Consider the following 23,382-nt stretch of genomic DNA (forward strand, 5'->3'; position numbering starts at 1 on the left):
CGACCGACCACCTCTCCGACTCACCGAAGGAACGACAGCTCCCCTGTGTTCCATCCTGTCGGCTGACTATGCCCGCCGAGTCAGTTTATAGATGCCGGTCAGGCTGTCCCTGGAGTGGAGGAAGCTGTCCGGTTCCACGCGCCGGGCGAGGGCCGCCAACAGCGCTGAGCGGCCCGGCAGTACGGAGGCAGCGACCCGTTCCACGCCTCGGGCGCGGGCGCGGGTGAGGAGCAGATCGAGTAGCGCGGCGCCCACGCCTTGCCGCTGCCAGGCGTCGGCGACGAGGACGCCCAACTCGCCGATGCCCGGCGGGCAGGCAGAGGGGGCGGCGAGGCTGGCCAGGCCGAGGACATTGGCGCGGTGCGGGTCGTATGCCACCACGGCGTCGTGCTCCTCGGGTGACGCGGACAGGGCGCTGGCCAGGTAGTCGCGGGGCCATTCCCGCAGCTGCCCGAAGAAGCGGAGGCGGACGGTCTCCGGGGAGCAGGCGGCGAACAGGGCGACGACCTCCGGACGGTCGGCCGGGTGGGCGGGCCCGACATACCAGGGTGCGGTGGGCGGCGGGCCGGACCGGAGCCAGGTGGCCGGCGAGCCGCACGAGTCCTCTATGACAGTCGTCATAGGACTCAGTATTATGTCGGCTGTCATAGAGGGCAAGTCCGATGACCGAATCGAACTCACGGCACGAAGCGAAGAAGGCGGCGGTAAAAGTGACGGTGACCTGGACGGAGACGGCGGCGACGGCGAAGGACGTGGGCTTCCTGGGCCTGGGCGTCATGGGACGTCCGATGGCGCTCAATCTGGCCCGGGCGGGCACCGCGCTCACGGTGTGGAATCGGACTGCCGCCCGCTGCGCTCCGCTCCGTTCGGCGGGTGCGCGTGTCGCGGAGTCGCCGGGCGAGGTCTTCGAGCGGAGCGAGGTCGTCTTTGTGATGCTCGCCGACGGGGAGGCCATGGACGCGACGCTGGGACGCGGCACCGCGGACTTCGCCGCGTACGTCGGGGGCCGGACGATCGTCCATATGGGGACGACGGCTCCGGGGTACTCCCGCGCGCTGGAGGCCGATGTGCGTTCGGCGGGCGGGAGTTATGTGGAGGCGCCGGTTTCCGGGTCCCGGGTGCCGGCGGAGAAGGGGGAGTTGGTGGCGATGCTCGCCGGAGAGGAGGAGGCCGTGGGCAGGGTGCGGCCGTTGCTGGCGCCGATGTGCCGGGAGGCGTTTGTGTGTGGTCCGGCTCCGAACGCCCTGCTGATGAAGCTCTCGGTGAATCTCTTCCTGATCACCCAGGTCACCGGTCTGACCGAGGCGTTCCACTTCGCCGACCAGCACGGCCTGGACCGGGAGCAGTTCCTGGAGGTGCTCGATGCCGGGCCGATGGCGAGCGGGGTCTCGCGGATGAAGTCGCCCAAGTTGCTGGCCCGCGACTTCGATGTGCAGGCGGCGGCGCTGGACGTCCTGAAGAACAACGAGTTGATCGCCGAGGCCGCCAGAGGGTCGGAGCTGGCGTCGCCACTGCTGGACGCGTGCCATGCGCTGTTCGCCGAGACGGTCACGCTGGGCCACGCCGCTGGCGACATGATCTCGGTGCTGCACGCGATCGAGGCGCGCACGGCCGGCATACGTGGGGAAGGGCCGGGTCTCCTGGGGGTGGGGGCGAGGGCGTGACCGTCTAGGCTGCAACCGCCGTACGGCCAGGACGGGTTGAGCGGAACGAAATGAAGGGGAGGGCGGACGGATGGGTGTACCGATTCGCAGGGGCACGGAGAGCGACCGGGACATGGTGGTCGGGTTGCTGCACAAGGCGTTCACACCGGACGCGGTGAGCCGCTGGATCTTTCCCGACCCCGATCACCTGGAGCGCAGGCACGGCGTCCTGATGGCCGCCTTCCACGACATGGCGCTGGCCGAGGGGCATGTCGACCTGACGGAGGACGGCTCGGCGGTCGCGCTGTGGACGTCCGTACCCGCGGGTGACCACGGCGACGGCGACCCGGTCGGCTTCCGTGTCGCGATCGACCCGGACAATGAACGGATCGAGCAGATAGCCCGCCTCACCAACGCTGCCCACCCCACGGACCGGGCCCATGAGTATCTGATGATGATCGGCGTCGAGCCCGGGCTGCAGGGCAAGGGGTTGGGCGGTGACCTCATCAACGACGCGCTCGCGCGCTGCGACCGGGACGGCCTGCCCGCGTACCTGGAAGCGAGCAGCCTCCGCAGCCGGGCGCTCTACGAACGGCTCGGTTTCGGCTTCATGGGCCGCACGGTCGATCTCCCAGGCGGACCGCACATGTGGCCCATGTGGCGAGAGCCGCGGTCCTGACGGGCGGGGGCCAACGGTTCAGGGCCGCTGGGCGAGCAGGCGCACCTGCTCAGCGGTCCACTGGCCGGCCGCGCCGGGCAGACCGGCGAGGTAGGCCGCGATCGACGGCAGGTCCCAGGTGTCCGCTTCGAGGAGGCCGGCCGTGAGGTGGCGGAGGTAGGCGGCGGAGGGCGGATTCCACTCGACCTCGGTCATCGCCCAGGGTGCGGTGAAGGTGAGGACCGGGAAGCCGTCCATCTCGCCGGGGCACACCAGGGTCTCGTAGCGGCCGGGGCCGAGTCGGGCGCGGCCGGTGGTGAGGGCCGGGGCGAGGTCGAGGTCGCGGCCGGGCGGGGCGTACATCTCCTGGGCGGCGATGTCGGAGAACTGGCCGGTGGTCACCAGGTGGGCCCGTGCCCGCACGCGGCCGGGCGCGTCGGGGTCGTAGAAGGCGCGACCGCCGGTCCAGACGAGGGACTCGGTGGCGAAGTAGACGCTGCCGGGCAGTTCGAGGGCCACCGACCTCAGCGGCATCCGGGGATCTCGGCATCCCAGGTATGTACGGGAGCCGCCGGGAGCGGGGCCTCCGGTGAGATAGGAGCGGAGGCGGGCGGTGTGCGTGTTGGAGCCGTAGGCGGCGTACCAGACGCGTTCGGGAGGAGCGGAGGGGCGCGGGCCGGCCTGGACCCGATGAATCTCGCTCACCGATCGCTCCCGGAAAAGGTTGTGGCGCGAGCCGCGCCGGCGGGGTGAGGGCCCGCCTCCGGACGGACCCGGATGCTGGTTCGGGCCTGGGCCCCGGTCCGGACCCCGGTCCGGACCCCGGTCCGGACCCCGGTCCGGACCCCGGTCCGGACCCCGGTCCGGACCCCGGTCCGGACCCCGGTCCGGACCCCGGTCCGGACCCCGGTCCGGACCCCGGTCCGGACCCGGACATCAGGCCCGAGCATGAACAGACCGCGCATCGAGCGGAGACAAGGAGTACGACAAGTGACCGTTGACCATCCCGATCTTCGTGTCGGCCCGCCCCACTTCGGCAGCGAGCGCGAAATGCTGCGGGCCTTCCTGGACTACCATCGCGCGACCCTCGCCATGAAGTGTGAAGGACTCACCGACGACGAGTTGCGGCAGCGGTCGATGCCGCCTTCGACGTTGACGCTGCTCGGCCTGATACGCCATCTGGCGGAAGTGGAACGCACGTGGTTCCGCCGGGTGTTCCAGGACAACGCCGCGCCGCTGCTCTGGTCCGGGACGACGGACTTCCAGGCGGCGTACGACGCGAGCGGGTCGTCGCGGGCGGAGGCGTTTTCGGTCTGGGAGGCCGAGGTGGCGAACTCGCGTCGGATGGAGCGGGAGGCCGAATCGCTGGAGGTGGCCGGTTACCAGCCGAGATGGGAGGAAGAGGTCTCGCTGCGGATGGTGATGATCCATGTGCTGCTGGAGTACGGCCGGCACAACGGCCACGCCGACTTCCTGCGGGAGGGGATCGACGGGAGGGTGGGTGCCTGAGCGGTCGGTCGGCGCGTGCTGTTGGGGCCGAGGGCGTGGGCGGCTACCGTGACGAGCGGTTGGTGATCGGTGATCGGTGATCGGTGATCGGCGGTCCGCTGCCGGTGGGGCGGTCGTCGTCCGAGCGTGCGCGGCCGTCACAGAGAGGAACGCCCGGCGACCGCCGCCGTCCAGTATCTCCGTCCGGAGCTCCATCCTGACCTGAGGGAACGCCGCAGCCGATGCCCGAAGCAGATACCGCCCCCTCGTCCGGCGCGCCCGTGATCATCGGCGGGGCACCGGGTTCCTTCGCCCGGAAGGTGCTGACCGAGCGGCACCCGGCGCTCATCCAGCAGGTACGGGACGCCATCCCCTACGGGCCGCCGGAGTCGCAGGCGCTGCACGTGCTCCGCGAGGAGATCGAGGGAGGCGCGATCAGTCCGCTCCCGGTCGGCGCCCACGGCTATGAGCAGTGGAACCGCTGGGGGAGGGAGTACATCGGGCGGTCGTGGTTCGAGGTGCCGTTCCTGTGGGCGGAGAGCTACTTCTACCGCAGGCTGCTGGAGGCCGTCGGCTACTTCGAGGCCGGGCCGTGGCAGGGAATCGATCCCTTCGGCCCGGCGAAACGGGCCGAGTTGCGGAGCCGGGCCGTCGAAGAGGAACTGGCCGCGCTGGACGATGTGGCGGGTCTGCCGCCCGAGGCGCGGGATCTGGCCGTGCTGCACGGAGCGTTGTGGGGCAACCGGGCGGACCTGGGATTCCGCATCTCCTCCGGCCGGGCCGCCGGCGCGGACGGCGGCAGCGAGGGCGACGGCGAGGGCGGGGGCGAAGGCACCGGACGGGTCATCGTGGACGACAGCGCGGTGCTCTGGGAGTACGCGCTGCCGCCGGGCGCGGTGCATGTGCTGGCGGACAACGCCGGGCGCGAACTGACCGCCGACCTCGTCCTGATCGACCACCTGCTGCACACCGGCCGCGCCGCCACCGTCGTGCTGCACGTCAAGCCGTACCCGTACTTCGTCTCCGACGCGACGACGGCCGATGTCGTGCACTGCCTGCGGCGGATGACCCGGGCGCCCGGACACGCGGCGGGGGTCGGCGCGCGGCTGTGGGAGGCCATGAACAGCGGGTGTCTGGCGGTGCACACGCACGCGTTCGCCTGCGCGCCGCTGCCGTACGCCGCCATGCCCGGCGACCTGCGGGACGACCTCGCCCGCGCCACCCTCGTCATCGCCAAGGGCGATCTGAACTACCGCCGCCTCGTGGGCGACCAGCACTGGCCGGGCACCACGTCCTTCGCCGAGCTGACCTCGTACTTCCCCGGCGACGGTCCGCTGATCGCCCTGCGCACGCTGAAGTCCGAGGTGGCTGTCGGCCTCGACGCCGCCGCCCTCGACGCTCTCGACGCGAGCGGCGAGCCCTGGCGGACGAACGGTACGCACGCCGTGATCCAGGCGCGCCGCCCATGAGTCCCCGCGATCGCGTCGGCGCCCCGGCCCGAGCCGTCAGGCGGCCGACACGCCGTCCTCCGGACCGCCGGCCGCGGTCGATCCCACCGGCTGGTCCGCCCAGATGACCTTGCCGGTGGAGGTGGAGCGGGTGCCCCAGCGCCGGCTGAGCTGGGCCACCATCAGCAGCCCGCGGCCGCCCTCGTCGTAGACCCGGGCCCGGCGCAGTCGCGGGAAGGTGTCGCTGCCGTCGGAGACCTCGCAGATCAGGGTGCCGCTCTCCAGGATCAGCCGGAGCTGGATCGGGCCGGAGGCGTGGCGGATGGCGTTGGTGACGAGTTCGCTGACGACGATCTCGGTGGTGAAGGTGACGTCGTCCAGCCCCCAGGCCTCCAGCGTGCGGCTGGCGTACTCGCGCGCCTTGCCCACCGCCTCCGGGTCGGAGGGGAGTTCCCAGGTGTCGGTGTGCCCCGAGTCCAGTACGCGGGTACGCGCGAGCAGCAGCGCCACGTCGTCGGCCGGCGGCTCCCGTTGCAGCCTGGTGAGCAGCCGGTCGCAGGTCTCCTCCAGGGACGCGGTGGGCCCGGCCAGTTGGCGTCGCAGTTCGGCCAGGCCCTGGTCGACGTCCTTGTCCCGGGAGGCGATGAGTCCATTGGTGTAGAGGGCGAGCAGGCTGCCTTCGGGCAGGCACACCTCCACCTTCTCGAAGGGCAGGCCGCCCAGGCCCAGCGGCGGACCGGCCGGGACGTCGATCACCTCGACGCTGCCGTCGGGCAGCACGAGCGCCGGCGGCGGATGGCCGGCCCGGGCCAGGGCGCACCAGCGGGTGACCGGGTCGTACACCGCGTACAGGCAGGTCGCTCCCGCCTGGCTGTCGGACTGCCGCTCGCCGGTACCGGTGAAGGGCCGGTCGATGAGGCCGTCGAGCTGGGTGAGCAGTTCGTCCGGCGGCATCTCGATGTCGGCCAGGGTGCGCACCGCGGTACGGAGTCGGCCCATCGTCGCCGAGGCCTGGATACCGTGGCCGACGACGTCCCCGACGACCAGCGCGACCCTGGCCCCGGACAGCGGGATGACGTCGAACCAGTCGCCGCCCACGCCGCCCTGTACGTCCGAGGGCAGATAGCGGCTGGCGACGTCGACCGCGGTCTGCCGCGGTACGTCGTGGGGGAGCAGGCTGTGCTGGAGGGTCAGCGCGGTGGCGCGCTGGCGGGCGTAGCGCTGGGCGTTGTCCACGCAGACGGCCGCGCGGGCGGTGATCTCCTCGGCGAGCAGCAGGTCGTCGGGGGTGAAGTCGTCGGGGTACTGGTGCCGATAGAAGCAGACCAGTCCGAAGGTGCTGCCGCGGGCCCGCAGCGGTACGACCATGGCGGAGTGGAAGCCGAAGACCTGTCCCTTTGCGGAACGCTCCTCCCGGCGACCCGCCCACGCGTCGCTGTCCAGATCGCCGACGATCTTGGTGATGAACGAGGTGCCGGTGCTCAGGGCCCGGGCATGGGGGGAGTCGTCGAGATAGACCTCGGTGTCCCCGGGCTTCAGCACCGACTCCGGGACGCCTTCGAGGACGGAGTTCTCCGCCAGGCGGCGCACCACGGCGGGGCCCGCGGGCGCCCGGAAGGGCTCCTCCTCGGCGAGGACGAAGTCGAGCACGTCGATGGTCACGAAGTCGGCCAGCTCCGGTACGACGACCTGCGTCAGCTCCTGCGCCGTGGTGCGCACGTCCAGGGTGCTGCCGATGGTGGCGCTGGCCCTGTTCAGCAGGCTGAGCCGCTCCCGCGCCTCGAACTCGCGGGTGGTGTCCATCCCCAGCGTGTACAGCCCGCGTACGGTCCCGGACGGGTCCTTCAGCGGGGTGTTGCGGATGGTCCAGGTCTGGGTCCGGTGCCCGCGCTCCTGCGTGGCCTCGTAGACGCTCGGCTCGCCCGTGCGCAGCGACTGGAGGATCGACTCGAGGAATTCGTTCGTGCCCTGCTGCGGGAGGTCCTCCGTCACCTTCCGGCCCAGCAGCCGGTCGGCGGGGATGTTCCACAGCCGCCGCGCGAAGTCGTTCAGATGGAGGTAGCGGGCGTCGGTGTCGAAGATGGCGCCGATGACCGGGATCTGGTCGAGCGCCCATGACTTCAGCGTCTCCGCCAGGTCCCGCTCGACGGGCAGCGCGGTGGCCACGAGCAGCCTGACCGGCTCGCCGCCGGCACTCGGATGGACGGTGCACAGGAGCTCCACCGTCATCGGATGGCCGTCGCGATGGCGCATCACCACGTCAGCGGTGCCGCCGGGACCTCTCAGGAGCCGCTCCCCGAGATCCGCCGGGACCTCCGGGTCCAGCAGGTCGGCCACCGGCCGCCCCACGATCTCCGCGCGCCGAAAACCGAGCAGCTGCTCGGCGCCTGAGCTCCACTCCCGTACGGTCCCCTGGGCGTCCACGATGGCAGCCGCGAGGTGCCTCACACCTTGCAGCTCTGCCTGCCCGTCGGTCTCGGCGCTACGTGGATCCATCGTCTCTCTCTTCGCGCATGGAGATATGCCGGACGATCGCTCCTTCGCTTCCCGAGCCAGCGGACAAATCCGATATCTCACCTACAAGTGTACGGATCGGGTCGGATCTCCGCCGTCCGGCGGTTCTGTCACCGCTCTGCGGCTACGGAACGTGACCATGCGGGTCCACGCGGTTGCGAGCGGCCGGACGAGTGTCCGGTGGTGGCCGGACGCCGGGCCGCGCCTCCTGCTAGTACTTCTTGCCGCGCCCACCGCGCCCACCGCGCCGCTCCGAGGAGCGGTCGGCGCGGACCAGGCGGTGGGACAGGCGGTGGGACAGCCACGCGCCGATCACGGGCGCGGCGATGTCGAGGACGGTGGCGGTGACCTTGCCGGGGGTGATGGCCAGGTCGAGGCGGTCACCGGCGGCGCCGGTGGAGGCGGCGGCGGACCGGTCGCGTTCCGTCCGGGGCTTCGACCCGGTGGTGTCCGAACTCTTCGACGAGATGGAGCCGTCCACCGTTGGCGCCGCTTTGTCCGAGGCCCCCGCGCGGACCGCGGTGAATCTGCTCACCCGCCTCTCGCCCGAGCGCGCCGCGCTGCTGCTCGCCGCCTTCTCCCCGGAAGCCGCCGGCCGGACGCTCGCCCGGCTGACCGGTGGGCCCGCCGGCTGGCAGGACGAGGGCGGCCGGCGGTTGTGGGCCCACATGGCACACCTGATCGCGGGCCGGCCGAAGGACGACGGGCAACTGCGATACGTCCAGCTCACCGACCCCGAGCCCACGCCGGCTGGTGCTGATGGCACCCGACGCCCAGCCGTGGACCGCCATATCCGATGTCTGGCCGGAAACGGTCCATTTCGCGTCGGAGCTGGGCGGAGGCATCGAGGAGTTCGAGATGGTCGAGGTGCTGCGGGCCATCGCCGCCGAGCTGCGGTGACAGTCGGCTGCCGGGGACCGATGGGGCCTCTCCCGGGTCTCGCCGGGTCGCGCCCGCTTGGGCGGGGTCAGCCGGCGGCGGGTTCCTCGGACAGGGGCGGTGGGGTCCATCGGGCGGTGCGGGCTGGGGTGGAGGTGACGCCGTACTCGATCTTGAGCTGCTCGGGGATGGCGTAGTGCATGACGCGGCCGCGGGTGAGGGAGCTCAGCTCCAGGTTGGCGGTCAGGCCGCCGAAGCGGTCGAGGACCCAGGCGGCCAACGGGGAGTTGTCCTCCAGGCGTTCGAGGAGGCCGAGGAGGACGGGAGAGGCCTTGACCGCCGTGTCCCAGACGGAGCGGGGTACTTGGAGCCAGTCGGCGGCGGTGTCGCCGATGAGGAAGCGGATCAGGGCGGCGACGACCGGGTCGAGCACGGTGCCGGGGACGACTTCCTCGTACAGGTCGATCAACTGGCGGGTCAGCCGCGCCCCTTCCTCGGACGGCCCCATGTGCCGGCTCATGTACAGGTCGGAGAACCGGCGGGCGCTGTCCAGGTCGGCGGGCATGTGGTCGAGATCGATGCCGAGCATGGCGCCGACGACCCGCCAGGCGTAGAAGTAGGAGTTCGCGCCGTCCACCGACATGTGGATGCCGAGCCGGTGCAGGGCGTCCAGGACCTGGATGGAGAACATCATCTGGCCGCCGATCATGTCCTCCTGGCAGATCGGCACCCCCAACCCCGCTACGTCCCAGCGGTCTTCACGGCTCAGGTGGTAGCGGATGGAGGCGTGCAGCAGCCGGACCTTCTGTGCGGCCGGGATGAAGCGGCTGCCGGCCTCGAAGGCGTCGGGGCGCATCAGATAGACGGTGAACTGGCCTGTCTCGGCCATCCGCCGGGAGGGGTAGTCCAGCGAGTGGGTGGCGCTCAGCAGTTTGGCGATGTGCGGCACCACGTAGCAGGCGGGCATCGAGGCGAAGGACAGCGCGGTGGAGATGTGCACGTTGTTGTCGATGAAGAACAGCCGGGCCTTCTCCATCTCGTCCCAGGCGATCCACGACGGCGGTGCACTGGTCGCGTCGAGGTACTCGCGGGCCACTTCGGGCAGGTCGTCGGGCAGTTCCTGGCCGGCCTGGGAGAACCAGCGCATGAGGGTGTTGAACCTGCCCACCTCGCCGCGTTCGAAGAGGGTGGTGACCACCTGGTCGGCGAGTTCGTCGCCGACCAGGCGCAGGGCGTCCATGGACGGGTGCGGGCGGGGCACGGACATGGGGCTCTCTCCTGGTGCGGTCATGACTGGCGGCGGACGGCCGAGCCGGTCAGTTCGGTGAGGGCGTCGGCCGCGGCGGGCGGCAGACCGGGCCGGTCGAGCGCGGTGGTGGCGGCCCGGACGCGGTCGGCGATCAGCCCCTCCACCCGGTCGACGGCTCCGGTCGCGCGCAGGATGTCCCGTACCCGCCGAAGGCCGTCCTGGTCGAGCGTTCGCCGGCCCAGCAGGGCGCGCAGTTCGCGGCGTTGGGCGGGAGCGGCGAGCGGCCAGGCCAACGCCAGCAGTGCGGTGGGTTTGTGACCGACCAGGTCGTCGAGGTTGGACTTGCCGGTGGCGGCCGGGTCGCCGAAGACGCCGAGCAGATCGTCGCGCAGCTGGAACGCCTCGCCCAGCGGCAGTCCGTACGCGCTGAACTTCTCCATCAGCGCCGGGCTCGCCCCGCCCAGCCGGCCTCCGATGTGCAGCGGGTGCTCGACGGTGTACTTGGCCGTCTTGTAGCGGATGATCTTCAGGCTGCCAACGGTGTCCGGCGGGGCGCCGGTGCGCAGGATCTCCAAGGCCTCGCCCGCCACCAACTCCCTTGCCAGGATGGCCCACACCGGCCGGGCCCTGGCCAGATAGGCGGCGGGCAGGCCGCTGGAGGTGAACAGCTGACCGGCCCACGACATCAGCAGGTCGCCGGCCAGCATCGCCAGCGCCTGCCCCCCGGCCTGCCGACCGCTACGGCCTGCCAGCGGCTGCCGCAGGGCGATGTGCGCCGTGGGCGCGCCGCGCCGCACCGTGCTCGCGTCGATGATGTCGTCGTGCACCACGGCGGCGGCGTGCACGAGTTCCATGGCCGCCGCGGCCCGGACCATCTCGTCGCAGTCCGGCTGCCCCGCCGACCGCCAGCCCCAGTAGCAGAAGGCGGCGCGGAGGCGCTTTCCCTCCGCCGTTGCCTTGCCCAACTGCTCGGCCAGCGGCGCGAGCTGCGGGTCGATCGCGAGCAGGAGGGCGGTCTCCTCCTCGATGAACGCGGTGAGTTCTTTCTCCACCCGGGCGGTGAGAGCCGCCCTTTCCCGCGTCTGCTCACCCATCGCGCTCACCGAGGCGGGCGGCGGCTCGCCGGGCCAGCGACTCCAGATGCGGCTCCGGCAGCTTGGCGTGCCGCCGGACCGCCAGCCTGCCGCGCGCCTTCAGGTCGTCCTGCCCGTCCTTGGCCAACTCGGCCAGATCCGAACGGCTCAGCAGCCCGCGAAGCCCCCGCAGCGCCGAACCCGCCCCGCTGAGCGCGAGATCGGCCAGACCGGCCACCGCATAGCCGGCCTCACCTCGACGCTCGCTCCGAGCAGTGCTGTCACTGTCCCCTCCGGCCATCGGTTGCCCTCCCTCGATCCCGTGGGGGTCAGGCGGTACGGCGTCCGCCGTCGACACCGGCCCCTCCTGAACGGTGCCGCACCTGAGGGAGCCAGGTGGGGCAAATCACCTTTCGGGTGATGAATCCGCGGGGTTGCTGCTCATCGGCCGGCGCGCATGCTAAAAGCCTGAGCGTCCGAGGAGGGGCAGGTCACCGCGCCGGGTTGCGGTAGACGGCGATGGCCTTGGTGACCGGGGGCGGGCAGGCGGGGGAGGCCAGCAGCACGTCGAGGAGTGGCGAGCGGGGGCCCAAGGGGTCGTGGGTGCGGACGAGTTGGACCACGACCAGCCAGTTCCGGGGACGCCAGTCGAGGCGGGCCGTCGCGATCTGTTCGAAGTCCACCGTGCCGGATTCGAGGCAGCGGCCCAGCGTCTCACGGGCGAACGCCGGGGCGTCCTGCACGCGATACAGGTCGGTCCGGCGGAGCAGCTCGGAGAGCCAGTTGAAGACCCTCGCGTGCAGGGGATGATCGCGGGAGGCACTCAGGGCCTTGAGCAGCACGACCAACTGCCGCAGGACGCTGTTGGAGGTCGTCTTCAGCCCCGCCGTCTCCAGGGTGAGGTCCACCAGCGCGGCGATCGCGGCCACCGCTCCCGGCTCGGCGCCCAGGCCGTCGCGTACGTAGGTGTGGGACAACGCCAGCCGGAGTACGGCCTCTTCGCCGATTTCCGGTCGCGACCGGGGACGCCGCGGCCCCTGCGCACTCTGCCCACTCGGCACCGACATCCGCTGTGCGGCCTCGGTGAGCCAGAGCTCGACCACGGGACCTGCCTCGGCGGGATGCAGCAGGACCAGGCGGATCACGATCCGCAGGGCGGCGCAGCGAACCGCGGAGTCACGGTGGCCGGCGAACGGGGAGAGGAGTTCCGCGAACGCCCAGTCCTCCTCCCGCTCGGCGGCGCGGCCCAGCTGGGACATCGCCTGCGCCGCCGCGTTCTTCGCGGGACCGTTCGCCAACTCCGCCAGCCGCTCGCGCGCTTCGGGGTTCCGCTCGGCGACGGCGCCGTACAGGCGCGCTTCTACGAACGCGCCGAACGGCGGTGTTCCGGACGGCGACCCTTCTCGGGCCAGCAAATTCGCGATCATGGACGCGGAGATGTCCTCCCCGTCGCCGACGAGGTTGGCGATCAACCGTTCCTGGTCCGGGTCCGGCAGGCCTCCCAGCACGGTCAACGCCTCGGCCAGCAGGGTCGGGTCGTCCCGGACCAGCCGCAGCCGCGCGTCCAGGGTCTGCTTGGACCATGCCCCGGGACCCAGCCGGTCGACGCCGTCGGTGAACCATCGGGCCAGTTTCAGCCGTAGCGGCTTCGGCGACCGGCTGAACGCCACCAGCACGCCCGCGACTTGACCGATCCCTCCCGGCCGGGTCGGCAGCTCGCCGTCCAGAAAGGCACCGGCCACCCGGTCGGCTCCCCCGGTCCGTACCACCTCCCGGAGGACCCGGATCAGGCTCTGCGTCTCGCCGGCGGTCGGCGCGAGCAGGAAGGCGTCGGTGACGCGCGCCGCCAGCTCAGGGTTCTCGTGGGCCGCTCGCGCCACGGCACGCAGCCTGATCACGGAGCTTCCCGCGGCGTCCGCCGTCAGGAACGCCAGTGGGTCGTCCAGGTCCCGCTGCCCCGTCCCCTCGGCCGGTCCCTCGCCCCAGGGCACCACCAGCAGCATCAAGTCCTGGACCGCCGGGCTGAGATCGCCGTCGTCGCCACGCGCCAGTAAGGCCCGCAGGGCCGTGAGACGCAATGCCGCGTCGGTTCCCGGTGCCAGAAAGCCGTAGGTCAACTCCCTTACGGCGGGACGCCGCGTCTCCCGCGCGCGCAGCAACGCGATCGCGGCGTGAGCGGCTTCGGGCGGCAGCGGCAATCCGCGGCTCACATAGGGGGCCAGCAGATTTCCGACCAGGTGGCCCACCCGGGCCGCGTCCGACGACGACTGGCTTTTCCTGAGGCGCGGGTGGACCAGGTCGAGCAGTCCGGCCAGCCATGGACCGGCCTGCGGTCCGCCGCGCGCGGTCAGCCTCCCCGCGGCCAGGCCGAGTTTGGGCAGCAGACCGGCCCTGATCCGCGTCAGCAGCTCGCCCGCGACCCGGACAGCCTCGCCGAGACCCGCGTCCGAGACGGAGGGCAGCGCGGTGATGAGCTGCTCGGTGAAGCTCTGGTCGGCGTGCCGGGTCCGCCGGGCGAGCCGGGTGAGCAGGCCTGGCCGGTACTGCTCCACGGCGCCGAAGACGACAGCCCGGTAGGCGGTGATGTCACCGAGGTCCAACTGGTCCAGAAGCGCGTCCATTTCGGCCGGCTCCGCCATGGCGACGATGCGCCGGACGATGGGCCAGGCGAACCACCGGCCGTGCGGATCGGCCCGCAACTCGGCCAGCAGCGCCCGCTCGTCGTCCGGAGCCCGCTCGTGCAGGTACATCGCGAGGAAGTACTCGGTCAACGCCTGGTGCCGGAATCCCACCTTCGGACCGGCGTAACCCACATCCTTGACCAGGACCGCTTCGCTCATCAGGTCGGTGAAAGCCGCGGCCGTGGCACCGTTCCAGAGGGTCGCCTCCGCCACGTGCAGGATGAGCGTCTCCGGCGAGGCGTTCCACAGCAACCGGGAGAGCTCGTGCACGAGTTCCTGCTTGGCGAGGGACTCGGCGGTGGTCGGCGGGTAACGCCTGCTGGCGACGACCTTCCGCTTGAAGTATTCGCCGTAGAGCCGGGTCGCGCTCAGGTCGGCGGGGATCACCGACTCCGAGAACAGCTCGCAGAGCATGGTCAGCAGCAGTGGACGGGCGAGCAGCTCGGCCAGCATGCCCCGGCTGTCGTACGCCTTCAGGACCGCGTCGGCGAAGCCACCGGTGCGGTCTCCGGGTTGACGGCGCAGATAGCCCGCCACCATCAGCGCCACCTCCTCCCGGCTGAGCGCGGGCACGTCGACGGACTCGCGCGGGACGTAGAGGTCGCCGTAACGCGGTTCCAGCCAGGTCTCGTAGTCGTGCTGGCGGCAGGTGAAGACGGTGACGACGCCCTGGTCGCGCAGCGTCCGCAGCAGGCCGAGGAAAGGGGACGCGGTATCGGCGTTCAGCAGGTAGTCGACGGTGTCCAGCACCAGCACGACCGGGCGGCCCCACAGCGCCGCGCAGTCCGCGACGACCTCCGACAACAGGCGCCCGCCACCTTTGCCGGAGTCCAGCAGCCGGCCGAGCGCCCGGTCGGGATCGAGCGGGTCTCCTGTCTCCGAGATGTGCGCGCAGTTGACCAACAGAGCCGTCGCATCGCCTTGTTCGGCCAGCGCTTCGTAGATCTGGGCGCTCATCACGGACTTGCCGATACCCGCTTCGCCCAGCAGTGGGACGGGGGCCGTACGCCCCGACGCGATACGGTCGCCGATCCGCCGAAGATGGACGGCCGTCGCGACGGAGCGGGGGACGAGATCGCCGGGCGCGCTGTTCCGGGCGAAGTCCAGTACGCGGCGGGAGGCGGCCACCGCGCGGTGGGCGGCGGCCGGATCTGCTGGGCGTGGGTCGCGGCGGCCGGGATCAGCGCCGACCGGACGCCCCGCGACCGGCGCCGGCGTCTTCAGCGGCCCGGTCACCGGCCCCGTTACCGGCTCCAACACCGTGAACGCGTCCGCAGCCGACGGCAGGACCCCGGTCGAGGCCGCCACGAAGGCGCCGGCGGCCGCGGCGGACAACCGCACGTACCACCAGAGTCGTTCCGGGTCGGCCGCCGACCGCCCCGCGAAGACCAGCGCGCACGCCATCGTCGACAGCCGCACGCACTGCCGCCACTCATCGGCCCAGCCGTAGCGGTCCGCCCACCGCGCGCCGGCCCGGTGGACCGAGGTCACCGTCTCGTGCAGACGCCGCGGCAGGGCGCCGCGGACATCGTGCTCGGGATCGGTCAGCAGCCGCAGCAGCGCCTCACGGACGGGCGGCCCCGACTCCGCCCAGGCGTGGTCGGCGACGCCGAGCAGCAGGTTGGCCGGGTCGTGCGAGAGGGGGCCCTCGGCGGTGAAGTAGTCGAAGTCCAGCAGCACGAAAGCGCCCAGCTCGGTCTCGCCGACATCGCGGGGGTAGGCGACGTTGTCGCCGTGCAGATCGCCCTGCGCCCTACCGAGCGGCACCTCCAAGCTCAGTTCGGCGAACTCCGGGTGCCCGCCGGACAGGGCGAGCGGGTTGGGCGCCGGCCCGTCGGGAAGCTGCCACCAGGCCGCGTCGGTTTCCCACAGCCCGGGGAAGGCCGCCTCCAACACCCGGTGCAGAGAGCTTCCTTGGGCCAGACGCGGCGCGAAGCGGTCGTGCAGCATCCGGGCCGGGCTCATGATGTCGGTGCCGAAGTCCGGATTCCAGTCGCTCAGCACGGACTTGACGAGCGCGCCGCAGGCGGCGGCCGCCAGCGGGTCGTCGAGGAGGGCCGTCAGCAGCTTCGTCCGGTCCATCCCGCCGCCGGCGATGCCGATGAACATCAGCGAGCCGCCGTCCGGCAGCAGCACCGGCCCCCACGGCTGCTCGACCATGTGCGCTCGGACCCATGCGACCGGGCCGGCCCGCAAGGCCTCCCGGTGCGCCCCCGGCTCCCGGCGCGCCCGCCGCCCGGGCGGGCACAGCTTCAGGATCACCTTGCGCGCGGGACCGCCCTGCTCCCTGACGGAGACGGTGGCCATCTTCGTCCGCGTACCGTCCTTGACCACCCCTGGTGACGGCGACCAGCGCACGGTGACGCCGTACTCCGACTGCCACTTCGCCAGGGCCTCGTACGCCGCCGGACCGAAGAAGCGCAGGCTCTCGCCGGGCTCGCCCTCGTCCAGCAAAGGTCACCCTCCTTGCGGCTTCCCACGGCACTACGGTTCAGCCTACGGTGCGTCAGCCATTCGGTGGTTCGGCTACGTCACCGCGCGGCGCCGAGCCTCGCCATAGAGTGCGCGGCAGTGCACGACGAGCCGTTCCGGGCGCCGGACGGCTCACCGGGGAGGCCCAGCAGTGACGCGTGACCGGAATCCGCAGCCACGAACTCCGGGCCGCCCGGGCGGCGGTGGCGGCATACCTCCGACGGTGGGGCGCTGGGTGGGCTGGGCCATGGCGGGGCTGGGCGCTTCCGGCCTGCTCGCCCTGGTGCTGTACGCGGCCCGGTCCGGCGAAACCGTCTCCGTGCTCGGCGCGGGCCTGCTCATCATCGGCGCGACGCTCGCGGTCGGCGGCGCGGTCGGCTTCCTCTTCGGCATCCCCAAGACGTTCACGGGCCGCGCCGAGGAGACATGGGCGGACGGACAGGAGCCTCCGGAGCGGGACATCCGGCCGTACCCGCGCTCCGGTGGGCAGTCGCGCTACGCGGCGAACACCAACCTGGAGCAGGTGTCCGACTGGCTGACCAAACTGCTGATCGGTGCGGGGCTCACCCAACTGGGCGCGCTGAGCCGGTACTTCAAGCGGCTCGCGGACACGCTGGCGCCCTCGCTCGGCGGTCGGGACGACAGCGCCGCCTTCGCCGCGATGATGGTGACGGAATTCCTGCTGCTGGGTTTCCTGGGCGGCTGGCTCGCCACCCGCCTGCTGCTCGCTTCGGCGCTCTCCCGGGCCGATCACCGGGCGCTCGCCGCCTTCGTCCAGGCCCAGAGCCTGTCGGAACGCGGGGATCACCGCGAGGCCGACGACCTGCGCGCACGCGCCATGAGCGAACTCGGCCTCCCGCATGTCGAGGCCGACCGCTACGACGACATGCGCCGCCTGCTCATGCGGGGCAACAGCCGAACCACCCAGATGCAGGCCCTCGTCGACGCGGCCCGCGCCTCCGCCCCCGACACCGATCTCCGCCTCGCCGACATCCGCGACCTCTTCACCACCGGCGGCGAGGGCCACCGCATCTACGCCCTCGCCCTCCTCCAGGGCGCCCCCGACCCGGCCGGCTTCGACCTGGCCCTCGACGCGATCGAGAACTCCCGCTCCGCCTTCGAGCAGTACCAGGCCCTCGTCCTCGCCGAACTCCTCACCCCCAGCCTCCCGCCCCTCGACCGGGACCGCCTCAACCACGTCCTCACCACCCAACTGGGCGTGGACGGCTGGCTGTCCCGCTCGGCCAGCCGGCGGCGGATCGCCGAGCGGATTCTGGCGGTGGAGGAGTGAGAGGGGGCGTGGGCGCCCACCGGGCGGGGTCGGCGGGGCGCATTCCTGCCATGGCGGCGTAGGCGCGCCCCTCGCGGGTGCCGCTCGGCTACTGCGTGGCCGGGCAGTTGGTATGCGGCGGTGAGTCGGGCGGGCGCTCGCCGATGTGGGCCTCGGCCGGGACATCACGAGGAGCGCCACTCGGCCCGCGTTGGCCGGTCGGACGGATCCGACCGGCTGGCGGCGGGCATTTTTGCGTTGGCAGCGTAAGCCCACCCCCGCGGAATACCGTTCGGCCCCGGCATGGCCGGCCCGTTGAGGTGCGGCGGTCGGTTCGGTGGGCCTTCGCCGTCTCGGCCTCGGCGGGGGGGCCACGAGGAGCGCCGGCCGGACGGATCGGTTCGGGCTAGGCGGGGCACATCCGTGAGCGTGGACCCCTCGCGGGGTGCTGACAGGCCCGCGCGCCGTCCTCCAGCGCCCGCAGCAGGGCCGTGGGCCCCTCGCGGGGTGCTGACAGGCCCCCGTGTAGTTGACAAGTCGGTGTGCCGCGCGCTCGGTTCGGCGGGCGCTCGCCGTGCCTGCCCCACCGGGGCGCCATGAGGAGCGCCGGTCAGCCCGCGCCGGTCGGTCGGGCGGAGCCGACCGGGCTCGGCGCCGGCGCCGGACCGGCCGAGGTCTGCCGGTCGGCGGAGGCTTCCGGGTCCGGCGTCGGGTCCGCGCGGTGGAGGCGGTGGATGGACGGGGTGGAGAGCATGATCGCCGAGATCACCACCGCGCTCACCGTGCAGCCCGTGAGCAGCGTGCGTGCGCCGAACGCGGTGGCCGCCGGTCCGGCCAGGGCGCGGCCGATCGGGAGGGCCAGGATCGAGCCGGCGATGTCGTAGGCGGCCACGCGGCTCAGTACGGCCGGTGGGACCTTGGTCTGCAAGGTCGTCGCCCACAGGACCCCCCAGAAGGCGAAGCCCGTGCCGGCGAGGAGATTGCCGGCCACCACGACCGCCATGGGCTGGACGGTGGCCACCACCAGCGGGCTGAACGCGAAGGCACCCATCGCCAGGGAGCCGGTGGCGAGCGGGCGGGCCGGGCGGATGCGCAGGGCCAGCAGGCCGCCGGCGATCGTTCCCGCGCCGAAGGCCGAGGTGATCGCGGCGAACCCGCCCGCGCCGTGGGCCGCGACGATCACCACGGCACTGAGCGGCAGGGTCGGTCCGAAGACCAGCAGGCCGTAGAGCGACCAGAGCACGATGACGCTCCAGAGCCAGGTGCGGGAGCGGAACTCCTGCCAGCCTTCGGCCAGCGCGTGCCACAGCGGGACCGCTGCGGCCGCCGCGCGCCCGGCCGGCGCCGCCAGGCGTATCGCGCCCAGGCAGAGGGCGCTGAGCGCGAAGCTGCCGGCGTCGGCGCCGAAGACGGCGGCGGCTCCGAAGAGGGTCAGCAGCAGGCCGCCCAGCGCCGGACCGAGCAGCGTGGTGAAGGCCTCGGCGATGCGGAGCGTGGCGTTGGCGTGCTGGATGTCCTGGGTGAGCCGGGGGATCATCGTGGTGCTGCCGGGGGTGAACATCGCGGTGGCGGCTCCCCCGACCGCTTGTAGGCCGATGATCTGCCACAGCGCGGGAGCGCCGGCCGCGAAGGCGAACGCGAAGACCGACTGAGTGACCAGCCGCACCAGATCGGCGGTCACCATGATCAGCCGGGGTTCGAACCGGTCGGCGAGGGCGCCGCCGAAGAGCACCAGCAGGGCCATCGGCACCAGCCACGCGGCGAGCGCGTAACCCACCCCGCTCGGGCCGTAGCCCGCGTCGAGCACCGCCACGGTCAGGGCGACCTGGAGCATGGCGTCGCCGAGCAGGGAGACGACCCGGGCGGTGAAGTACAGGTCGAAGCCGCGCGAGCGGCGAGCCGGCGCGGTCGCTGCGGACCCGGCTCGGCGCTCGGTCAGCACGCGGGCCGGGCGGCGCGCCCCGAGCCTTCGAGCAGGACCGGCAGCGCGCGCCAGGCGGTGGGGTCGGCCGGATCGGCCGGGGCGCCCTCGTGGAGCACGTAATGGTGCGGGGCCATGACAGCGGGGGATACGGGCAGCGCGGCCACGCAGGCGGCGTGGATACGTTCCAGGTCGGCCGCGGACCAGGCGCGGCGGCCCGCGCCGGGGGACTCCGGTGGTGCGGACGCAAGCGCCTCGCCGTCCGCCACGGGCCCGCCGGGATCGGCGAGATGGCAGACCAGGCGCTGACCCACCCGCTCGTCGGGCTCCGGCAGCACCCTGAACACCGAGGACCCGAACCCGGGCAGCGGCGCGAGGACATGCGTGAGCAGCTCGTCCAACTGGTCCAGATCCACCCAGCAGTTGTCGGACACCAGCCAGCGCGGACCGCGGACCACCGGCGGCAGAGCCGTGATGTCCTCGATCTCGTCCAGCTTGATGTCACCCCGGGCGGCCTCGATCAGCAGCGAGGCGAGCCCCCTGCCGAACAACTCCGCCTCTTGGCGGGCCAGTCGGGACGGGTTGGCCCACAGCGACAGGTCCAGCTCGCCCTCCAGGCGGAACACCCACAGCATCAGCTGGACGCCGATCGGTTCGGCCGGCAGCCAGGTCAGCTGGACGGCCTGCGCGGGATCACGCGGGTCGGCGCCGCCGCGCAGCACTCCGCCGTCCAGTCCGAGCGGGCTGAGGTCGTTGAAAATGCAGTCGCGGGCGAAGCGGGTGCCGCGTTCGTAGCCGGTGGCGTCGATCGTCCCCCACAGCTCTTGCGACTCGAACCAGCTGTGCGGGTAGGCGAGTTGCGATCTCTTACGGACCCGGCGCGCCAGCGACTCGAAGTCGCCCGCGTCGACGGCCACCGAGAACAGCGCGTCCTGGGCCACCGTGCCGACGTAGTCCTTGAGTTCGGGCAGATAGCGGTTGGCCGAGAGGGTGGTGACCACGGCCTGGCGGTGGCCGGTGCGGTGGGCGGTGAGCGCGCACAGGGCGGCCAGTACGAGGGAGGACCGGCTGACACCGGTCCGCTCGGTCAGCACGTCCAGGGCCGCCGCTGCCGCGTGCGAGCGGATCCGCAGCCGGGGTGTCCAGCCCTCACCGGGCGCGGACGGCTCGGGTCCGGACGGCGCGGGCGCGGAAGGAGCCGCTGGGGACGGCGACGGTACAGACGGCGGGGATTCGGACGGCGGGGGTACGGACGGTACGGGCGCCGCCGGCACCGCGAACATCGCCTGCGGCACTGTGCGCAACTGCCCGGCCCAGTACCGCAGCGAAGCCGCCGCACGCCGCTGGCCTTCGGGGGAGCGCTCGATGTGCGCCAGATCCACCGGCCGCACGGCGGCCGGTTCGCCGAGCGGCTCCCCGGCGAGCAGGGCGAGCCACTCGCGGCGCAGCAGACCCAGCGCGCTGGCGTCGACAGCCGCGTGGGACAGCACCAGCACCAGCTGGGACGGCCGACCGGTGCCGGCCAGGACGACGGCCGCGCGGACCGGTAGTTCGACGGTCGGGTCGAAGCGGACGGCCCGCCACCGCAGCCCCAGCTCTTCCGCGAAGAGGGCGGCGTCGCCCTGCGCGGCGTACACCCGCACCGTCAACTCGCCTGCGGCGCACACCTGCTGAAGAGGCTCGGCTCCGGCGGGGAAGATGGTGCGCAAGGACTCGTGGCGGGCGTGCAGCACCGCGAGGGCCTCGGTGATCCGGTCGAGGTCAGGACCGGGCGGCAACTCCCAGACCACGTGCATGTTGATGTGGGCGGGTTCGTTGTCCGCGATGCAGAGCAGCATGTTCGCCTGCCCTTGGGTGACCGGGCCGCTCCGCTCCGATCGACCCTCGAAACGTACGGTGCGATCCGGCCGTCTTCCGAGTACGCCCACCTCGTCGCGGACCTCTTCGCCGGGTCTCTCGCCTGCCACTTCGCGTGCCTTTTCGCGTGCCACTTCGCCAACCTCCGCCACGGCGGACCCCCTCCTGGATTGGTTCAGACCTATCCTGCCCTTTTGGCCCGCTAATGGTCCAGACCTGTCTAGAATCCACGCGTCCGTCCGCCCCCAGCGAGGGAGAGACATGCACGAGAGCGCACTCGTACGCGTAAGCCCGGCACCGTCGGCCGGGGCCACCGGGCCGGACCGCGCGCTGCCGCAGGCCACCGTCCTGGACCTCTTCGAGGAACACGCCGCCAGGGCGCCCGGCGCGCCCGCGCTGGCATGCGGCGAACAGCGCTTCTCCTACGGCGAATTGAACGCGGCCGCCGACCGGTTGGCGTACCGGCTGCGAAACCGAGGGGCCGCACCGGGTAGACAGACGGCGGTCTGCCTGGAGCGTTCGGCGGACGTCGTCGTCGCCCTGCTGGCCGTGTGGAAGACCGGCGGCGTCCACCTGCCGGTGGACCCGGGCCTGCCGGCCGGGCGGATCGCTTTCGTCCTCGACGACTCGGGGGCCCAACTGTTGCTGACCACGACCGAACTGACGAGGCGTCTGCCCGAGCGCGGCATTCCCTCCGTCCTGGTCGACGACCCCACGCCGTCCGACGACCCCACGCCGTCCGACGACGCCGACCCGTCCGCACCGACCGGCGGTCCGGGCGACCCGGCCTACGTCATCTACACCTCCGGTTCCACCGGCCAGCCCAAGGGCGTGCGGGTGGCGCACCGTTCGCTGCTGAACGTGGTGCTCGCACTCGCCGAGGAGATGTCCTGCGGGCCCGGCGACCGCTGGCTGGCGATGGCCGCCGCCGGGTTCGACATCGCGATGGCCGAGTTCTGCGTCCCGCTCGCCACCGGGGCCGAACTGGTGCTGAGCACCGACGAGCAGGCGCGCGATCCGCGTGCGTTGGTCCGGCTGGTCCGGGAGCGCGGCATCACCCGTATGCAGGCGGTCCCGTCGCAGTGGCGGCTGCTGCTCGACGCGGGGTTCGACGCCCCCGGACTGCTCGCGATGGTCGGCGGCGAGACCCTCACGGTCGGCCTCGCCCGCGAGTTGCGGGCGCGGGTGGGCGGCCTGCTCAACGGCTACGGGCCGACCGAGACCACCGTGCTCTCCACCGTGTGGCGGGTGCCCGAGGCGATCACGGACATCTCGATCGGCGGGCCGATCGCCAACACCCGGCTGCACCTGCTGGACGACGACCTGACGCCGGTCGGCGCCGGCCGGACGGGCGAACTGTGCGTCGCCGGAGCCGGTGTGGCGCTGGGCTATGTCAACCGTCCCGAATTGACCGCCGACCGCTTCGTACCCGAGCCGGCGGGACCCACAGGGTCGCTGATGTACCGGACGGGCGACCGCTGCCGGTGGCGCGCGGACGGCCTGCTGGAGTTCGTCGGCCGCGCGGACGGCCAGGTGAAGATCCGTGGCCGGCGGATCGAACTCGGAGAGGTGGAGGCCGGGTTGGCCGCGATGCCGGGCCTCGCCGGGGTGGTGGTCGCGGTCTACGAGCAGGGAACCGGCGGCCCGGCGCTCGCCGCGTATGTGATGGCGGAGGCGGGCTCGCCGGCGCCGACCGCGGCAGACGTACGGGACTTCGCGCGGGCGAACCTGCCGCCGTCCATGGTGCCGGGCCAGGTCGTCGCGCTCGACCGCTTCCCGCTCACCGCCAACGGCAAGATCGACCGCCGCGCCCTGCCCGACCCGTCCCTGCCCGACCCGTCCCTGCCCGACCCGTCCCTGCCCGACCCGTCCCTCGCCTTCCTGGGTGCGGAGAAGCCGGCGCCGGAGGGCGCGCCGTCCCCGCTTCCGGCGACCGGGGCGCCCGCTTCCGGGCCGGTCGAGCCCACCCCCGGACCGGCGGAGCCCGTCTCCGGACTCGTGGCGGAGGTCTGCGAGATCTGCCGCGAAGTGCTCGGCGTGGAGCGGGTGCTGCCCGCCGACGACCTCGCCGATCTCGGCGGTCACTCGCTGTCCATGATGCAGATCGCCGGACTGATGACCGCGCGCTGGGAGGTCGAGATCCCGGTGGAGCTGTTCTTCGACCACGACACGGTGGCCGAGGTGGCGGAGGCGATCGGCCGGGTCAGGGCGGGCGTCCCAACTGCCTGA

Annotated in this window: 17 protein-coding genes; 7 read left to right on the forward strand and 10 right to left on the reverse strand. The window is 72.4% G+C overall.

Going from position 1 to position 23,382, the window contains the following annotated elements; translation table 11 throughout:
• Nucleotides 1–66: 66 nt before the first annotated feature.
• A complete protein-coding gene (locus ACFO3J_RS30890) occupies nt 67–621 on the reverse strand; it encodes a GNAT family N-acetyltransferase (protein WP_386436495.1) in 555 nt (184 codons plus the stop codon).
• A 41-nt stretch (nt 622–662) separates the two neighbouring features.
• On the opposite strand from ACFO3J_RS30890, the gene ACFO3J_RS30895 reads away from it, so the two are divergent.
• Together ACFO3J_RS30895 and ACFO3J_RS30900 are read left to right on the forward strand one after the other, a co-directional pair.
• Nucleotides 663–1,664, forward strand: coding sequence for an NAD(P)-dependent oxidoreductase (locus tag ACFO3J_RS30895; RefSeq protein ID WP_386436498.1), 1,002 nt, complete (start codon nt 663–665; stop codon nt 1,662–1,664).
• A 70-nt stretch (nt 1,665–1,734) separates the two neighbouring features.
• Entirely contained in the window at nt 1,735–2,322 is a 588-nt protein-coding gene (locus ACFO3J_RS30900) for a GNAT family N-acetyltransferase (RefSeq protein ID WP_386436500.1), read from the forward strand.
• 18 nt (nt 2,323–2,340) lie between these two features.
• Here the strand turns inward: ACFO3J_RS30900 and ACFO3J_RS30905 are convergent, their stop codons facing one another.
• Nucleotides 2,341–3,006 carry a histone deacetylase gene (locus ACFO3J_RS30905; RefSeq protein ID WP_386436503.1) on the reverse strand — a complete coding sequence of 222 codons (666 nt, stop codon included), beginning with the start codon at nt 3,004–3,006 and terminating at the stop codon, nt 2,341–2,343.
• A 243-nt stretch (nt 3,007–3,249) separates the two neighbouring features.
• Here ACFO3J_RS30905 and ACFO3J_RS30910 point away from each other — a divergent pair, with 243 nt between their 5' ends.
• The gene (locus ACFO3J_RS30910; RefSeq protein ID WP_386436506.1) at nt 3,250–3,810 is read left to right on the forward strand and encodes a DinB family protein; all 561 of its coding nucleotides are present in this window, start codon (nt 3,250–3,252) and stop codon (nt 3,808–3,810) included.
• Nucleotides 3,811–4,031: 221 nt separating this feature from the next.
• A complete protein-coding gene (locus ACFO3J_RS30915) occupies nt 4,032–5,258 on the forward strand; it encodes a damage-control phosphatase ARMT1 family protein (RefSeq protein ID WP_386436509.1) in 1,227 nt (408 codons plus the stop codon).
• Nucleotides 5,259–5,294: 36 nt separating this feature from the next.
• On the opposite strand, the gene ACFO3J_RS30920 is transcribed toward ACFO3J_RS30915, so the two are convergent.
• A complete protein-coding gene (locus tag ACFO3J_RS30920; protein ID WP_386436512.1) occupies nt 5,295–7,733 on the reverse strand; it encodes a SpoIIE family protein phosphatase in 2,439 nt (812 codons plus the stop codon).
• Nucleotides 7,734–7,962: 229 nt separating this feature from the next.
• Complete coding sequence (locus ACFO3J_RS30925) at nt 7,963–8,286, reverse strand: hypothetical protein (protein ID WP_386436515.1); 324 nt, start codon at nt 8,284–8,286, stop codon at nt 7,963–7,965.
• A 224-nt stretch (nt 8,287–8,510) separates the two neighbouring features.
• Between ACFO3J_RS30925 and ACFO3J_RS30930 the strand changes: the two genes are divergently transcribed.
• The gene (locus tag ACFO3J_RS30930) at nt 8,511–8,651 is read left to right on the forward strand and encodes a hypothetical protein (protein ID WP_386436518.1); all 141 of its coding nucleotides are present in this window, start codon (nt 8,511–8,513) and stop codon (nt 8,649–8,651) included.
• A gap of 67 nt (nt 8,652–8,718) precedes the next feature.
• Here ACFO3J_RS30930 and ACFO3J_RS30935 read toward each other — a convergent pair whose 3' ends face one another.
• The 4 genes from ACFO3J_RS30935 to ACFO3J_RS30950 form a co-directional block, all read right to left on the reverse strand.
• On the reverse strand, nt 8,719–9,921 hold the full coding sequence (locus ACFO3J_RS30935; protein WP_386436521.1) for an oxygenase MpaB family protein: 1,203 nt from the start codon (nt 9,919–9,921) through the stop codon (nt 8,719–8,721).
• Nucleotides 9,918–10,973 carry a polyprenyl synthetase family protein gene (locus tag ACFO3J_RS30940; protein ID WP_386436524.1) on the reverse strand — a complete coding sequence of 352 codons (1,056 nt, stop codon included), beginning with the start codon at nt 10,971–10,973 and terminating at the stop codon, nt 9,918–9,920. The genes ACFO3J_RS30935 and ACFO3J_RS30940 overlap by 4 nt, the downstream gene beginning before the upstream one ends.
• Nucleotides 10,966–11,253: a polyprenyl synthetase gene (locus ACFO3J_RS30945; RefSeq protein ID WP_386436527.1), complete on the reverse strand. Its 288-nt coding sequence runs from the start codon at nt 11,251–11,253 to the stop codon at nt 10,966–10,968. The genes ACFO3J_RS30940 and ACFO3J_RS30945 overlap by 8 nt, the downstream gene beginning before the upstream one ends.
• Nucleotides 11,254–11,443: 190 nt before the next feature.
• A complete protein-coding gene (locus ACFO3J_RS30950; protein ID WP_386436530.1) occupies nt 11,444–16,087 on the reverse strand; it encodes a hypothetical protein in 4,644 nt (1,547 codons plus the stop codon).
• Nucleotides 16,088–16,328: 241 nt separating this feature from the next.
• Between ACFO3J_RS30950 and ACFO3J_RS30955 the strand changes: the two genes are divergently transcribed.
• Nucleotides 16,329–17,396 (forward strand): hypothetical protein, encoded by a 1,068-nt coding sequence (locus ACFO3J_RS30955; protein ID WP_386436533.1) that lies wholly within the window; start codon nt 16,329–16,331, stop codon nt 17,394–17,396.
• 589 nt (nt 17,397–17,985) lie between these two features.
• Here ACFO3J_RS30955 and ACFO3J_RS30960 read toward each other — a convergent pair.
• Nucleotides 17,986–19,317, reverse strand: a complete 1,332-nt coding sequence (locus ACFO3J_RS30960; protein ID WP_386436536.1) for an MFS transporter — start codon at nt 19,315–19,317, stop codon at nt 17,986–17,988.
• Nucleotides 19,311–21,134 carry a condensation domain-containing protein gene (locus ACFO3J_RS30965; protein ID WP_386436539.1) on the reverse strand — a complete coding sequence of 608 codons (1,824 nt, stop codon included), beginning with the start codon at nt 21,132–21,134 and terminating at the stop codon, nt 19,311–19,313. Before ACFO3J_RS30965 ends, ACFO3J_RS30960 begins: the two co-directional genes overlap by 7 nt.
• A 280-nt stretch (nt 21,135–21,414) precedes the next feature.
• Between ACFO3J_RS30965 and ACFO3J_RS30970 the strand changes: the two genes are divergently transcribed.
• On the forward strand, nt 21,415–23,382 hold the full coding sequence (locus ACFO3J_RS30970; RefSeq protein ID WP_386436541.1) for an amino acid adenylation domain-containing protein: 1,968 nt from the start codon (nt 21,415–21,417) through the stop codon (nt 23,380–23,382).

Source organism: Streptomyces polygonati (genome assembly GCF_042650325.1).
In the GTDB taxonomy this organism is placed as follows: domain Bacteria; phylum Actinomycetota; class Actinomycetes; order Streptomycetales; family Streptomycetaceae; genus Actinacidiphila; species Actinacidiphila polygonati.

Bases quoted from the DNA above. Each gene is read 5' to 3' on its own strand.
- ACFO3J_RS30930 (WP_386436518.1), top strand. From the start codon at position 8,511: ATGGCACCCGACGCCCAGCCGTGGACCGCCATATCCGATGTCTGGCCG.
- ACFO3J_RS30915 (WP_386436509.1), top strand. From the start codon at position 4,032: ATGCCCGAAGCAGATACCGCCCCCTCGTCCGGCGCGCCCGTGATCATC.
- ACFO3J_RS30965 (WP_386436539.1), bottom strand. From the start codon at position 21,134: ATGCTGCTCTGCATCGCGGACAACGAACCCGCCCACATCAACATGCAC.
- ACFO3J_RS30920 (WP_386436512.1), bottom strand. From the start codon at position 7,733: ATGGATCCACGTAGCGCCGAGACCGACGGGCAGGCAGAGCTGCAAGGT.
- ACFO3J_RS30970 (WP_386436541.1), top strand. From the start codon at position 21,415: ATGCACGAGAGCGCACTCGTACGCGTAAGCCCGGCACCGTCGGCCGGG.
- ACFO3J_RS30945 (WP_386436527.1), bottom strand. From the start codon at position 11,253: ATGGCCGGAGGGGACAGTGACAGCACTGCTCGGAGCGAGCGTCGAGGT.
- ACFO3J_RS30895 (WP_386436498.1), top strand. From the start codon at position 663: ATGACCGAATCGAACTCACGGCACGAAGCGAAGAAGGCGGCGGTAAAA.
- ACFO3J_RS30935 (WP_386436521.1), bottom strand. From the start codon at position 9,921: ATGACCGCACCAGGAGAGAGCCCCATGTCCGTGCCCCGCCCGCACCCG.
- ACFO3J_RS30910 (WP_386436506.1), top strand. From the start codon at position 3,250: ATGAACAGACCGCGCATCGAGCGGAGACAAGGAGTACGACAAGTGACC.
- ACFO3J_RS30940 (WP_386436524.1), bottom strand. From the start codon at position 10,973: ATGGGTGAGCAGACGCGGGAAAGGGCGGCTCTCACCGCCCGGGTGGAG.
- ACFO3J_RS30900 (WP_386436500.1), top strand. From the start codon at position 1,735: ATGGGTGTACCGATTCGCAGGGGCACGGAGAGCGACCGGGACATGGTG.
- ACFO3J_RS30890 (WP_386436495.1), bottom strand. From the start codon at position 621: ATGACGACTGTCATAGAGGACTCGTGCGGCTCGCCGGCCACCTGGCTC.